Consider the following 13,261-nt stretch of genomic DNA (forward strand, 5'->3'; position numbering starts at 1 on the left):
CGCCCCGCCGCCCCGGGGGGGGGGCCGGGGCCGGCGGGGGGGGGGGGGGGGGGGGGGGGGGGGGGGGGGGGGGGCCGGGCCGCCCCCCCCCCCCCCCCCCCCCCCCCCCCCCCCCCCACCCCCGCTGTCGGCCTGGACGGCCTCGTCCTCAAGCGCCGGACAGTCTGGTCATGCGCTCCCCGCCGTCAAGCGGCAGGCCACGCCTCCGCCAGCATCTTGCGGGTGTCCGCCAGCAGCTGCGGCAGCACGCGCGTGTGGCCGACCACCGGCATGAAGTTCGTGTCGCCGCCCCAGCGGGGCACGATGTGCTGGTGCAGGTGCGCGGCGATGCCGGCGCCCGCGACCGACCCCTGGTTCATGCCGATGTTGAACCCCTGGGCGCCGGACGCGGTGCGCAGCGCGGTCATCGCCTGCTTGGTCAGCTCGGCCAGCTCCGTGGTCTCCGGCCCGGTCAGGTCGGTGTAGTCGGCCACGTGCCGGTAGGGGACGGTCATCAGGTGGCCGCCGTTGTACGGGTACAGGTTCAGGACGGCGTACACGTGCTCGCCGCGCCGGACCACCAGGCCGTCCTCGTCGGACTTCGCCGGGATCGCGCAGAACGGACAGCCGTCGTCGGCTCCGGGGCCCGTGGGCTTGTTCTCCCCCTGGATGTAGGCCATCCGGTGGGGCGTCCACAGGCGCTGGAACGCGTCCTGCGTCCCCACTCCGATCTGCTGCTCCGGCTCACTCGTCATGCTAGGCAGCATATGGCTTCGCCCGTTCGCGGCGTGTCGGCGGGGGGAGCGTGAACGCGACGGGCGCCAGGCTGGGCCGATGACCGAAGACAGCCGTCTGATCCGCTGGGAACGGAGCACCGAGATGCTCCTCTCCCTCGCCTCGCTGACCTACCTCGCCGGGTACGCCGTCCTCGTTCTCGCCCCCGATCTCGCCGACGCCTGGCGGGACTGCAGTCTGGCGGTCCTGCTCGCGTCGTGGGTGCTGTTCGTGGTGGACTACGCGGTGCGCTGGCGGCTCAGCGGGCAGGGCCCGGGCTTCGTACGGCGGCACTCCCTGGACACCCTGGTGGTGCTGTTGCCGCTGCTGCGCCCGGTGCGGATCGTGCGGCTCTACGAAACCGTGCTGCGACGGCGCGGGGAGCCACGGCTGTCGCTGCACGCGCGCGTGATGTTCTACGCGGGAGTGTCGACGCTGCTGCTCGGTTTCGCGGGGTCGCTCGCCGTGTACGCCGAGGAGCGCGGGGCGCCGGGCACGGAGATGCACACGTTCGGCGACGCGGTCTGGTGGGCCTGTTCCACCCTGTCCACCGTCGGCTACGGCGATGTGACGCCGGTCACTCCCATGGGCCGGTTCGTCGCGGTCGGCCTGATGGTGTGCGGCCTGGCCCTGCTGGGCGCGGTGACCGGCTCCTTCTCGTCCTGGCTGATCCAGGTCTTCTCGCGCGAGGGCGAGCGGGGGGACGAGACGGAGCGCCCCTCGGACGGGTGACCCGCCGAAGGCACCGCGAGTCGCCCCGGAAGGTCGGCTCCCCGGGCACGGCAAGCCCTCCTCGGAGCCCGGCTCCACGAGGACACGACGGAACCCCGCCGAAGCCCGGCTCCACGAGGACACGACGGGACGCCCCCCGGAAAGCCGAGACCGCGGGGGAACGGGGCAGGGCCCCGGGGAGCGGACTCGCCGGGGCCCCGCGTCCGGTGGATCAGACCTGCGCGCGCTCCTCGACGACCTTCGCGATCTTCGCGACGGCCTCGTCGAGCGGGATGCCGTTCTCCTGGGAGCCGTCGCGGTAGCGGAAGGACACCGAGCCGTTCGACATGTCCTCGTCGCCCGCGATGACCATGAAGGGCACCTTCTGCTTCTGGGCGTTGCGGATCTTCTTCTGCATGCGGTCGGAGGAGGAGTCGACCTCGACCCGCAGCCCTTGCTTCTTCGCGGCCGCGGCGAACTTCTCCAGGTACTCCACGTGCGCGTCGCCGATCGGGATGCCGATCGCCTGCACCGGGGCCAGCCAGGCCGGGAAGGCGCCCGCGTAGTGCTCCAGGAGCACCGCGAAGAACCGCTCGATCGAGCCGAAGAGGGCACGGTGGATCATCACCGGGCGCTGCTTCGAGCCGTCGGGGCCGGTGTACTCGAGATCGAAGCGCTCCGGCAGGTTGAAGTCCAGCTGGATGGTCGACATCTGCCAGGTGCGGCCGATCGCGTCCTTGGTCTGCACGGAGATCTTCGGGCCGTAGAAGGCGGCGCCGCCCGGGTCGGGCACGAGCGGGAGGCCCTGCTTCTCGGCGACCTGGCGCAGCGTCTCGGTCGCCTCCTCCCAGACCTCGTCCGAGCCGACGAACTTCTCCGGGTCCTTGGTGGACAGTTCCAGGTAGAAGTCGGTCAGGCCGTAGTCGCGCAGCAGGCCGAGGACGAAGGTGAGCGTCTTGTCGAGCTCCTCCGACATCTGCTCGCGGGTGCAGTAGATGTGCGCGTCGTCCTGGGTGAAGCCGCGGGCACGGGTCAGACCGTGCACGACACCGGACTTCTCGTACCGGTAGACGGTCCCGAACTCGAAGAGGCGCAGCGGCAGTTCGCGGTAGGAGCGGCCGCGCGCGTCGAAGATCAGGTTGTGCATCGGGCAGTTCATGGGCTTGAGGTAGTAGTCCACGCCCTCGTCGAGCTGCATGGGCGGGTACATGCCGTCGGCGTACCAGTCCAGGTGGCCCGAGGTCTCGAAGAGCTTCCCCTTCGTCGCGTGCGGGGTGTAGACGAACTCGTAGCCCTCCTCCTCGTGGCGGCGGCGCGAGTAGTCCTCCATGACCCGGCGGATGATGCCGCCCTTGGGGTGGAAGACGGCGAGGCCGGAGCCGATCTGCTCGGGGATGGAGAACAGGTCCAGCTCGCTGCCCAGCTTGCGGTGGTCGCGCTTCTCCGCCTCGGCGAGGAAGTCGAGGTGCGCCTTCAGCTCGTCCTTGGAGGGCCAGGCGGTGCCGTAGATGCGCTGGAGCATGGGGTTCTTCTCGCTGCCGCGCCAGTAGGCGGCCGCGTTGCGCATCAGCTTGAACGCCGGGATGAGGCGGGTGGTGGGCAGGTGAGGGCCGCGGCAGAGGTCCTTCCAGCACAGCTCGCCGGTCTTGGCGTCCAGGTTGTCGTAGATGGTCAGCTCGCCGGCGCCCACCTCGACGTCCGCGCCGTCGTCGTGGGAGGCGGAGCCCTTGAGACCGATCAGCTCCAGCTTGTACGGCTCCTCCGCCAGCTCCTCGCGGGCGGCCTCGTCGGTCACCACCCGGCGCGAGAACCGCTGCCCGCGTTTCTGGATCTCCTGCATCTTCTTCTCGACGGCCTTGAGGTCCTCGGGCGTGAACGGCTTCTCCACGTCGAAGTCGTAGTAGAAGCCGTCCTTGACCGGCGGGCCGATGCCGAGCTTGGCCTCGGGGAACAGCTCCTGCACAGCCTGCGCCATGACGTGCGCGGTGGAGTGGCGCAGGATGTCGAGACCGTCCGGGGAGGAGATCTCGACGCCCTCGACGGTCACGCCGTCGCGCAGTTCGTGGGTGAGGTCCTTCAGCTCGCCGTCCACGCGCGCGGCGACGATCGAGCGCTCACCGGTGAAGAGGTCGGCGGCCGTGGTGCCCGTCGTCACCGTGCGCTCTTCCCGCTCGGAATCGCGTTGGATGATCACACGGACGTCTGACACCGGTCTCTCCTGACTGAAGGCGGAAGCGCGGCCGGAATCCATCGCCACGCAAGAGGCGATCGTACCGACCCGGGACCGCCCTCCGCGAAATCATTCTCCCCCGCAGGCCTCCTCGAAGAAGTCCAGGTTCTCCTGGAGGGATTTCATCAGCCGGTCCCGTTCGGCATCGTCCACCTGCACCGGGACCACTCCGTGGGCGCCGCTCAGCCTGCGGAACCCGCCCCGGCTCTCCAGCCGTCCCTGCACCCGCACCGGCAGTCCGACCAGATGGGCCTGGCCGGCGATGCGGTAGTCCTCCTCGTCGAGGGTGAGCCGGACCTGCGGGACCTCGGCCCCGGCGAGCACCCGCAGCCGTACGCCGCCCTCGCCGCGCGGCCCCGACCTGCGCAGCCGGACCACGGTGCCGGTGATCCGCACGGACACGGAGGGTTCCTCGCGCAGGTAGCGGGCGCCCGCCTCGCGCAGGGCGGTGAGGTCTCCGGGGGAGAACTCCACGGGTCCGGCACCGGCCGCGCAGTCCTCGGGGACCCCGGCGGCGGGTGCCCACTCGACGGCGATCCGGGCTCCCTCGGTGCCGCGCACCAGGGCGACGACCGCCTCGGTCAGCTCGCGGCTGGCGCCGGCCTCCACGGCCCCGTCGAAGGCGTCCATGCCGCCGGTGGCGCGCCGGTAGTCGATGGCCTCGCGGACGGCGTGGACCGCCTGGTGGAGGCGTACGGCGAGGGGGCGGGCGGTGGCGACGGGGGCGAAGGCGGTCAGGCGGCGGCCGTCGGCGGCGGTGCCGACGAGGACGCTCTCCAGCATGGCGCCGGCCGACCGCCGGTGGCGGGCACCGTGGTAGCCGGCCCGCGCGCGGGTGGCGAGCGCGCCGGCGAGCAGCGTCTGCCGGGCGGCGCCGCGCAGCCGGTCCTCGGCCGCCCAGGAGGCGGTTCCGGCCGCCTCGGCGGGCCCGGACGGGGTCTCCCGCCACCAGCGGATCTCGTCGCTCGGCACGGCGAGGGCGAGAAGGACCTCCCGGGCGGCGGGCGTCTGGCTGCGCTCCAGCGCCAGCAGTGCCTCGCCGAGCAGGTCGTCGCTGTCGGGGAAGGCGCGGTTCTCCGGTACGAGCAGGCTGGTCGCGGCGCCGCCCGGTCCGGGCGGGGTCCAGCGGCCGTAACGGCCGGCGGCGCCGCCGCGGCGCTGCCAGCCGTGCCGGCGCAGCAGGGCTCCGAGGACGGCCGGGTCGACCTCGGCGGCCTCGGGGGGCCGGTTCCAGGAGGAGTCGACGGGGTGTGGCCGTACCGGCCTCAGGGACTCCTGCAGCGGGCGGTGCGTCATGGCCTGCCTCCCGTCCCGACCCGCGTCATGATCTCGCACAGCGCCCGGTCGTCGAAGATCCGTGCGGTCGGGACCCGCACGGTGGTCCGGAACCGGCCGGTGACCGGATGCCCCGCCAGGTTGACCCAGTAGCAGCAGTGCCGCAGGTCGAGCCGGTCGTGGCCGGCCCGCAGCCACTGGTCCCGCGACCGCGGCACGATCATCACGACGAGGATCTTGTGCACCGACACCGGGGTGCGGGCGAGCTTGCGCAGGTGGTCGTTGTCCAGCGTGAAGGAGAAGGAGCGCCCCGGCGGGTCGGGCGGGAGCTGGTACGTGGCCTTCAGCTGCACCTTGATGGTCACCTCGTCGTCGACGGTGTGACCGGGGGCGCTGTGGCTGACGTGCCAGTCGATGCCGTTGTCGGGGAACGGCTGGGACAGCGAACAGCCCGCGGCCGCGGCGACCGCGTGGAGGTAACCGACCTGGAGTGTCTCCATGCACGCCGTGGTGGCGAGCGATCCGCGAAGGGGGCCCGTGAGTTCGGGCAGCAGCCCGCCCCGTTCGGGCTGCGCTGTCACCATGACCGAACAGCCTTCCGAGCAATGAGGATCCCCGGCACCGGGGACTGGGAGAACTTCACGTCGGGCCCCTGAACTGGAAGGACCCGTACTCCTGTTGTCTCCTCCCGGCGTACGGCGCAAACAGCCCGGGTATCACCAGACGGGCGGCGGACGGAACGTCGGCTGCCTTGGGTGAGCGAGGGGTTGGTGGATATGACGTGCTGGTACGAGGGGCCGCTGGCGGCCTTCGACACGGAGACGACGGGCGTCGACGTCGAGACCGACCGGATCGTGTCGGCCGCGCTCGTCGTGCAGGACGCGCCGGGCCACCGGCCCCGGGTGAGCCGGTGGCTGGTGAACCCGGGCGTGCCGGTGCCCGAGGGGGCCACGGCGGTGCACGGTCTGACGGACGAACACCTTCAGCGCAACGGCCGCTGGCCGGCCCCGGTGATGTACGAGATAGCCGAACTCCTCGGCGAACAGGCTTCTGCCGGGCGTCCGTTGGTGGTGATGAACGCGCCGTTCGACCTGACGCTGCTCGACCGCGAGCTGCGTCGGCACCGCGCGTCCGCGCTGGGGCACTGGCTGGAGCCGGCGCCGCTGCGGGTGCTGGACCCGCGGGTCCTGGACAAGCACCTGGACCGCTACCGCAAGGGCCGTCGCACGCTCACCGACCTGTGCGGGCACTACGGCGTGACGCTGGCCGAGGCGCACGACGCGGCCGCGGACGCGCTGGCGGCGCTGGAGGTAGTGCGGGCGCTGGGCCGGCGTTTCGCGGCCCGGCTGGAGCGGCTGTCCCCCGCCGAACTGCACGTGCTGCAGACGTCCTGGCACGCGGCGCAGGCCCGCGGGCTCCAGGCGTGGTTCGCGCGCAGCGGCACCCCCGAGACGGTCGACACGTCCTGGCCGCTGCGCCCGGCGCTGTCGGCGGCGGCGTGACGAGGGGCGTCCGACCGCTCCCGCCGGGGCATGAAAGAAGCCGGTCCGCGTGATGCGGACCGGCCTTTCCCGGTGGGCGATACTGGGTTCGAACCAGTGACCTCTTCGGTGTGAACGAAGCGCTCTCCCACTGAGCTAATCGCCCGGGAACGGACTGAACAATACAGGTCCCCCCGGGGATCCTTCAAACCGCTTCGAGATACCGGAGCAGGCCGCGCCGCCCGGCCCTCATCATCAGCCGGTGGTTGGCGCGGAACAGTGGACGTCCGGGCACGGCGAACCTCCTGAGCAGCGGCTTGGTGACGTCGACGACCTGCTCGTAGCGGGCCAGGCTCCCCGCGCCGTGCGCGGTGACCGTCCAGCGCGCCCAGCCCTCGAGGTCCCCGGCCATCGCGATCTCCAGCACACCGGCCACCGGGTCCCGCCGCACCTCGCGCGCGGTGAAGGTCAGGCCGTAGGGCAGGAGCGAGCGGACGGTGACGACGCCGCTGGTGTCGTCCAGCCGGGTCACCTCGCGGACCTGCGGCCACCAGCGCGGATAGTCCTCGACCCGCTCCAGCGCCGCGTGGACGGCGGCGGGCGGCGCGGGCAGCGGCCACCGGCTGAGGAAGCGGTAGTGGTTGAGGTCCATGCGCCGAGTGTGCCCGCCCGCGGGCCGGGAAGGCCGGGATCTGAGTACGTCCTGAGTAGCCACGCCCATGCCCCGCGGCGAGGCGCGAGTCACACTCCGTTGCATGACGCACCTTCCGCCCCCGGCCGAGGAGCTGCGGCTCCTCGACGCAGAGCTGTGGCAACTGGACGCCCGCCGGGCCCAGTTGCTCGCGCGCCGCGCCTGGCTGGTCGCCTCGCTCCAGTCGTCGCGCCCGGCCGCGCCGCCCCTGCCCCCGGCCGTGCCGCGCCGCGAGGCGAGCGCCCCGCGGGTCCAGAACGTGCTCCTGCTGCTCGGCGGCATCCTGCTCACCGTTGCGGCGATCGCGTTCACGCTCGTCAGCTGGGGGCACCTCGGGATCACCGGACGGGCCCTGGTGCTCGGCACGGTCACGCTGGCGGTGCTCGCCGCCCCGCTGCCGTTGCTGCGGCGCGGGCTGCGCTCGACGGCGGAGTCGGTGGCCGGTCTCGGCCTGGCCCTGACGGTGCTGGACGCCTACGCCCTGCACGAGACGGCCCTCGCCGGTACCGACGGCACGGGCTACGCGGCGGCCGCCGCGGCGGTGCTCGCCGGGCTCTGGGCGGCGTACGGCCGCGGTCTCGGCGCGCTGCGGCTGCCGCTGCCCGCCGCGCTGGTGGCGGCCCAGCTCCCCCTGACCCTCTGGGCGGTCGCGGCGGGCGCGGACCCGCACGCGGTCGCCACGGCGCTGCTGGTGACGGCCGGCCTGGACACGGTCCTGGCGCTGCTGCTGCCGGCCGGGGCCGTCGGTGCCGTCCGGGTGACCGCCACCGCCGGCGGGTACGGTCTGGGCGGCTGGGGCGTTCTGGCGGCGGGCTGGCTGTCGTGGACGGCCACCGGCCCGGGCGACGCCGCCCGTGCGGCGGCGCTCCTCGTCTTCGCGGCGGTGATCGCGCTGGTGGCGGCCGCGCGGCTGCCGGAGCCGGGCGTCGCGACGGGCACGGCGGTCGCCGGAGGCCTGCTGCTGGTGGCGGCGGGCGGCGGCCCGCTGCGGGCGTCCCTGCCGGCCGGCTGGGCGGTCCCGGTCCATCTGGTGCTCGCCGTCGCGCTGTTGGCGGCGGTGCGCGCGCACCGGCTCCCCGAGCCGGTGCGGCAGGGAGTGGTCCGGGCCTGTGCCGCGGTGCAGGCGCTGGCGCTGCTGTGGGCGGTGCCGCTGGTGGTCGTCACGCTGCTGGGACCGCTCGGCTGGGCGGAGCGCCCCTGGCGGGGCGAGCCGTCGGACGCCCGCGCCGCGGTCACCGTGCACACGCCGTGGCCGCCGTACGCGGGGCAGGCCCTCCTCGTCCTGGTGGCCGTCGCCGGTGTCCTGTTCCTGACCGGGCGGTACGAGGCCCGGCGGCCGTGGGCGCGGACCGGAGCCCTGGTCCTGGCCTGGGCGGCCTGCGTGGCCCTCCCGGCGGTGCTCGGACTCCCCTACGTCGCGGCGCTGGCGGTGCTGGGTGCCGTGACGGTGGCGACGGTCTTCCTGCCCACGCCGTGGCCGGCTCTGGCCGGCTCGCTCCACCTGGCGTTCCTCTCCCTGGCGACCCAGTCGGCGACCCTGACCGTCCTGTCGGTGCTGGCGGTGTCGTGCGCGACGGCGTGCCGGTGGCCCCGCCTCACCCCGGTCGCGGCGCCGGCCGCCCTCGGGTACGCCACCGCGCTGGCCGTCGCGACCGGCGCCGCGGCGGACCTGCGGCCGTCCCACACGGCGCTGCTCGTTCTCTGCGTCCCCGTGGCCGCGGCTCTGGCCGCCGCCCGGCTCGGCGCGTCGGCGGCGACCGTGCCGGTCGAGGCGGCGGGAGCCGCCGCCGCGCTGCTCGCCCTGGGCCTGGCGGCGACCGACGCGCCGATGCTGGCCACGGTGCTGGCGGCCTGCGGCGTGATCGCCGCGGGCACGGCGGCCCGGCCCGACCGCCGCCGGGCCGCCTACCCGGCCGCCGCCCTGTTCCTGCTGGCCACCTGGGTCAGGCTCGCCGCCTGGGACGTCACCACCCCGGAGGCGTACACCCTTCCCGTGACCGTCCCGGCGCTGCTCGTCGGGGCCTGGCGCCGGCACCGCGAACCGCTGACCGGGTCCTGGACGGCGTACGGCCCCGGCCTGGCCGCGACCCTGGTGCCGAGCCTCGCCGCGGTCTGGAGCGACCCTCAGTGGCCGCGCCCGCTGCTGCTGGGCGCGGCCGCCCTGCTGGTCACCCTGCTCGGTGCCCGGCACCGGCTGCGGGCCCCGCTGCTCCTGGGCGGCTCGGTGCTGGTGCTGGACGCCCTCCACGAACTGGCCCCCTACCTGGTGCAGGTGACCGACGCGCTCCCCCGCTGGGTACCCCCCGCACTCGCCGGAGTCCTGCTGCTCGCCGTGGGCGCGACGTACGAGCGGCGACTGCGGGACGTCCGGCACGTGCGGGAGGTTCTGGGCAGGATGAACTAGCGCCGCGACGGGCGACGTTCGCCCTGTCGCGACGCCCGGCACGCTCCCCCGGAGGGGGGGACCCCCAGTCGCCGCACCGGCCGAAGACCCGAGCAGGCCCGGTACGAGGGCCTCCGGCCGGCACTCCCCCAGCCTCCGGCCGGGGGTACCCCCAAAGCACGCACCGGCCGCCGCTCCTTCACGGGCGAACGCTGCCCGCCACGGCACCAGCCCTCGGGGAACCGGTCCTCCCGGAGCCGGTCCTTCGCGAACCGCTCCCCTACGACGGCATCCTGTCGCCGAGGAGTGCCAGGTTCTCGATGGCGGCGAGGCCGTAGAGCGCGGTGTCGTTGGTGGACACCCACGCGGCCTCGCTGCCCGGCACCAGGGTGGCGGGCCCGCTCAGCGCCTCCGTCTTCCAGGGGGCGGACTCCTTGTAGCCGTCGGAGTTGTAGAACTTCTCCCAGGCCCGCTTGGCGAGTTTGTCGTCCCCGGTCTGCACGGCGGCGTACGCGTCGAGGCGGGAGTGGCCCTGGAACAGCAGCAGGGTGCCGAAGTTGGAGCCGTAGCGGGCCGCCTGCTCGGCCTTGGTGGCGTTGAAGTAGCGGCAGTAGTCGAAGTAGGCCTCGTTGAACTTCGGCATGTCCACGAGGTGGATCAGCTCGGCGCACAGCTCGTTGAGGCCGAAGACGGCGGAGAGGTGCGAGACGCCGACGGCGGGCTTCTCGGCGACGGCGAACTTCCCGGTGTCCAGGTCGTAGAGGCCGGTGCCCTGGACGAAGCCGTTGGGCTGGGCGGCGATCGTCTCCATCGTGGACAGCACGCGCGCCCTGGCCTTCTCCCACTTGGGGCCCTTGCGCTCCCACTCGGTGAGCCAGGCCGACACCAGGCCGCTCCAGTCCGTGCCGAAGCCGATCGACAGGGCGTGCCGGTCGGGGGTGTACGGCTCGGTGCGGATCTTGCGGATCGGGTCCAGGACGAGGAACGTCTCGTCGGAGTCGACGTTGGCGTGCATGAGGTCGCCGACCCGTTCGTCCGCCGTGAGGAAGTAGTAGTAGCGGCGGTACGTCGTGTTGGCGATGCGCTGCTGCTTGGCGCTGTCGGCGTAGTGCTGGACGCCGTGCCGGGTGCCGAGGCCGGCCCACTGGCCGAGGTGGTAGACGTCCACCTCGCCGGTGTGCCGGGTCATCGCCTCGGCGAAGCGGAAGATGTCCGACCGGCCGCTGCGCAGGTACGCGAACCAGAGCCAGAGGTCCGGCGACAGTTCGGAGTTGTCCCAGGCGTAGCCGCCGATGTCGTAGCGCCACTGGTGCCGCACGGTGTCGTAGGTGTGCATGATGTCGCCGTAGTCCCAGAAGCCGTACCAGCGGCGCTGCTCCACCTGGTCCTTGTAGTAGGTGAAGAGGAAGTCGAGGTGGTCCTCGATCTTCGCCTTGGCGGGGGTGGAGCGGTCCGGCTCGGAGTAGAGGCCCGGTCCGAAGACCTGGGCCTTGATGAGCTGCTTGGGCGGGGCGGCGAGCTGGGGCAGCACCCGGACGGCCTCGACCTGTTCGGCGAGCTGCGCGGGGGTCGGCGTCGACTCGTTGGCCCAGAAGAGGAGTTCGGAGGTGCGGGCGATGCCGTAGGGGGTGCCGAAGCCGGGCTCGTAGTCCTCGTAGGTGATGTTGAGGCCCTCGAGTTGTTCGGCGAAGGTGTCCTGCTCCATGCCGTCGTGGTAGAAGCGCAGGTCCATGGGCTGCGCCTCGGGTGACCAGAGCCAGAGGGTGACCTCGGCCTCCTCGGTCTGGGCGTCGCGGATGTCGAGCTGGGCGGGGAACTTCTCCCAGAAGTCCCGCAGCCCGAAGGAGAGTCCGCCGCTCGCCCCGCCGACGTACCCGAAGCCGGAGGCTCGCCTGCCGCCGCCGGCGCCGATCCAGCCGTGGCCCTTCTTGGTGCGCTTGCGCACGGTGAAGCCGTCGGCGGAGAGCTGGGAGAGGGTGTAGTCGCCCCATTCGGGGATGTACTGGAGCCGGGTGGTGACCCGCTGGTCCCAGGTGGCCGGGTCGGGCAGCTTCTCCCCCGCGTACTGGGCCGCCTGCACGGCCGCGCCCGGGTCGCGGCGCAGGCCGGTGATGCCCTTGACGGCCTCCCGCAGCAGGCCCGTGCCCTCGCCGCCGATGCGGATGTGCCGGTCGTAGGCCGCGTCGCGCATCGGGACGCTGAAGCGCACGCCGAGGCCGCGGATGAAGTCGCCGCCGGCCTTGCCGGGCTCCTGCGTGCCGTCGTAGGTGATGGTGTGCACCATGCGGAAGGAGTCGGCGCCTGCGTAGAAGTAGAGGCGGATCGAGAAGGGCAGCCAACTGCGGCTGCCCTTTCGGTGCTTGCCGTCGATGCGGACGACGGCGCGGACCGGGCCCTCCTGCTCGACGGTGACGGCGTCGACGGCCCCGTCGAAGCGCTCGGTCTTGACGGCGCCCTGGTCCCCGTCCTCGATCTCGGGCTGCCGGATCAGCACCAGGCGGCCGTTCCTGGCGATCTCGGTGGAGCCGCGGGTGACCGACCTGACGAGGGTGGCGCCGGACTTGCCGATCTTTACGGTGATGACGCCGGTCGACACGTCGATGGTGCCGCCGCTTCTGTCGACGGTGACCTTCTTGGCGGGGGCGGCCGGCGCCCCGGCGGCCAGGGTGAGCTTGCCGTTGCCAGAACTGACTGCGTGGGCGGTCCACTTGAGCGATCCGTCCGGCCAGTAGGCGATCGGCCAGGACTGCACGGGGACGGCCTTGCCGTCGGCGTCCGTCAGCGCGAAGGTCTGGTCCTCCCGGTGGACGCCCATCGGCCAGGGCACGCCGAGCGTGGAGCCGGGGGCGGCGCCGAGGCCGCCGTCCTCCAGCCAGTCCAGGGTGACCGGGTCGGCGTCCGCGGGCGCTGCCACGGGGGCGGCCCCGGCGTTCTTCGTCCCTAGCGCCCAGGAGAACTGTGCGGCGGCTCCGGCGACGGCCGCCGCCTTGAGGAGGGATCTGCGGGGGATGGGAGACATGGGATGCTGCCTTTCCTTCCGTGCGGAGTGCAAGGGCTGGTCAGGGGCATGACAGATTGAGGTCCGGCGCCCGGGGTGCCGGCCCGGAGGGGCACCGCCCGTCAGCGGTGCCGGTGGCGCTCCTCGACGGCGACGGCCGCCGCCGCGACGGCCCCCAGGACGGGGACCGCCAGCGGCGCGATGAACAGGGCGGACAGAGCCACGACGCCCAGCCCGCCGACGATCAGGAAGGACCCCGCGGGGTCGAGCACCGTCCGGCGCCCGGCGTCCGCGAGTAAGGTCCGCCAGGAGGCTCCCGGCGTCCAGAGGGCCGCCGCCCGCAGCAGGGCCACGACCAGCCCGATCAGTGCGAACAGACCGACGGCCCCGACGAACGGCCCGCCGGGCAGCCCGGCCCGCGCGGCCTGGACGTCCACCCAGACCGCGGCGCCCGCCGCCCACCCGGCGAGCCCGACGGCCCACCCTCGGCGCAGGGCCGCCCGGAAGTCCGCGACGAACTCCCGCAGGCCGCCGCCCTCATGACGCGTACGCCGCCGCAGGTGCCGTGCGCCGGCGGCGAAGGCGGCGGGACAGGTGACGACCCCGAGACAGGCCACGGCGATCCACACGCCGGTGAGCAGGCACTCGGCGAACACCGCGAAGCGCTCGCCGAACACGGACTCCCTGCGCGGGCGCTCCTTGCGCGGGGCGCGCTCCTTCACGCGTGCTTGCGCCATGG

The 13,261-nt window shown here is 73.4% G+C and carries 10 protein-coding genes and 1 tRNA gene; 3 read left to right on the plus strand and 8 right to left on the minus strand.

The features are described from left to right. Positions 1 to 185: 185 nt before the first annotated feature. Entirely contained in the window at positions 186 to 746 is a 561-nt protein-coding gene (locus ACGFQC_RS26055) for an HIT domain-containing protein (protein ID WP_363089114.1), read from the minus strand. A 67-nt stretch (positions 747 to 813) separates the two neighbouring features. On the opposite strand from ACGFQC_RS26055, the gene ACGFQC_RS26060 reads away from it, so the two are divergent. Continuing rightward, on the plus strand, positions 814 to 1,485 hold the full coding sequence (locus ACGFQC_RS26060; protein ID WP_363089115.1) for a potassium channel family protein: 672 nt from the start codon (positions 814 to 816) through the stop codon (positions 1,483 to 1,485). A gap of 211 nt (positions 1,486 to 1,696) precedes the next feature. On the opposite strand, the gene thrS is transcribed toward ACGFQC_RS26060, so the two are convergent. The 3 genes from thrS to ACGFQC_RS26075 form a co-directional block, all read right to left on the minus strand. Then, positions 1,697 to 3,673, minus strand: coding sequence for a threonine--tRNA ligase (gene thrS / locus ACGFQC_RS26065; RefSeq protein ID WP_363089116.1), 1,977 nt, complete (start codon positions 3,671 to 3,673; stop codon positions 1,697 to 1,699). Positions 3,674 to 3,763: 90 nt separating this feature from the next. After that, the gene (locus tag ACGFQC_RS26070) at positions 3,764 to 4,990 is read right to left on the minus strand and encodes a hypothetical protein (protein WP_363089117.1); all 1,227 of its coding nucleotides are present in this window, start codon (positions 4,988 to 4,990) and stop codon (positions 3,764 to 3,766) included. Beyond that, the gene (locus ACGFQC_RS26075; protein WP_363089118.1) at positions 4,987 to 5,553 is read right to left on the minus strand and encodes a DUF4365 domain-containing protein; all 567 of its coding nucleotides are present in this window, start codon (positions 5,551 to 5,553) and stop codon (positions 4,987 to 4,989) included. Before ACGFQC_RS26075 ends, ACGFQC_RS26070 begins: the two co-directional genes overlap by 4 nt. Positions 5,554 to 5,745: 192 nt before the next feature. On the opposite strand from ACGFQC_RS26075, the gene ACGFQC_RS26080 reads away from it, so the two are divergent. Beyond that, entirely contained in the window at positions 5,746 to 6,471 is a 726-nt protein-coding gene (locus tag ACGFQC_RS26080) for a 3'-5' exonuclease (protein ID WP_363089119.1), read from the plus strand. Between the two features lie 73 nt (positions 6,472 to 6,544). Here the strand turns inward: ACGFQC_RS26080 and ACGFQC_RS26085 are convergent. After that, positions 6,545 to 6,616 (minus strand) — tRNA-Val (locus ACGFQC_RS26085). Between the two features lie 39 nt (positions 6,617 to 6,655). Then, positions 6,656 to 7,102: an SRPBCC family protein gene (locus tag ACGFQC_RS26090; protein WP_363089120.1), complete on the minus strand. Its 447-nt coding sequence runs from the start codon at positions 7,100 to 7,102 to the stop codon at positions 6,656 to 6,658. A 103-nt stretch (positions 7,103 to 7,205) separates the two neighbouring features. Between ACGFQC_RS26090 and ACGFQC_RS26095 the strand changes: the two genes are divergently transcribed. Then, entirely contained in the window at positions 7,206 to 9,545 is a 2,340-nt protein-coding gene (locus tag ACGFQC_RS26095) for an SCO7613 C-terminal domain-containing membrane protein (protein WP_363089121.1), read from the plus strand. A gap of 259 nt (positions 9,546 to 9,804) precedes the next feature. Here the strand turns inward: ACGFQC_RS26095 and ACGFQC_RS26100 are convergent, their stop codons facing one another. Together ACGFQC_RS26100 and ACGFQC_RS26105 are read right to left on the minus strand one after the other, a co-directional pair. Next, positions 9,805 to 12,543: a Tat pathway signal sequence domain protein gene (locus tag ACGFQC_RS26100; RefSeq protein ID WP_363089122.1), complete on the minus strand. Its 2,739-nt coding sequence runs from the start codon at positions 12,541 to 12,543 to the stop codon at positions 9,805 to 9,807. Positions 12,544 to 12,644: 101 nt separating this feature from the next. After that, entirely contained in the window at positions 12,645 to 13,259 is a 615-nt protein-coding gene (locus ACGFQC_RS26105) for a hypothetical protein (RefSeq protein ID WP_363089123.1), read from the minus strand. Positions 13,260 to 13,261: the final 2 nt, after the last annotated feature.

It is taken from the genome of Streptomyces sp. NPDC048734, from assembly GCF_043198675.1.
GTDB lineage: Bacteria > Actinomycetota > Actinomycetes > Streptomycetales > Streptomycetaceae > Streptomyces.

Excerpts from the sequence above, each read along its gene's own strand:
- ACGFQC_RS26105 (WP_363089123.1), bottom strand. The coding sequence starts at position 13,259 with ATGGCGCAAGCACGCGTGAAGGAGCGCGCCCCGCGCAAGGAGCGCCCG.
- ACGFQC_RS26075 (WP_363089118.1), bottom strand. The coding sequence starts at position 5,553 with ATGGTGACAGCGCAGCCCGAACGGGGCGGGCTGCTGCCCGAACTCACG.
- ACGFQC_RS26060 (WP_363089115.1), top strand. The coding sequence starts at position 814 with ATGACCGAAGACAGCCGTCTGATCCGCTGGGAACGGAGCACCGAGATG.
- ACGFQC_RS26070 (WP_363089117.1), bottom strand. The coding sequence starts at position 4,990 with ATGACGCACCGCCCGCTGCAGGAGTCCCTGAGGCCGGTACGGCCACAC.
- ACGFQC_RS26100 (WP_363089122.1), bottom strand. The coding sequence starts at position 12,543 with ATGTCTCCCATCCCCCGCAGATCCCTCCTCAAGGCGGCGGCCGTCGCC.
- ACGFQC_RS26055 (WP_363089114.1), bottom strand. The coding sequence starts at position 746 with ATGCTGCCTAGCATGACGAGTGAGCCGGAGCAGCAGATCGGAGTGGGG.
- ACGFQC_RS26095 (WP_363089121.1), top strand. The coding sequence starts at position 7,206 with ATGACGCACCTTCCGCCCCCGGCCGAGGAGCTGCGGCTCCTCGACGCA.
- ACGFQC_RS26090 (WP_363089120.1), bottom strand. The coding sequence starts at position 7,102 with ATGGACCTCAACCACTACCGCTTCCTCAGCCGGTGGCCGCTGCCCGCG.
- ACGFQC_RS26080 (WP_363089119.1), top strand. The coding sequence starts at position 5,746 with ATGACGTGCTGGTACGAGGGGCCGCTGGCGGCCTTCGACACGGAGACG.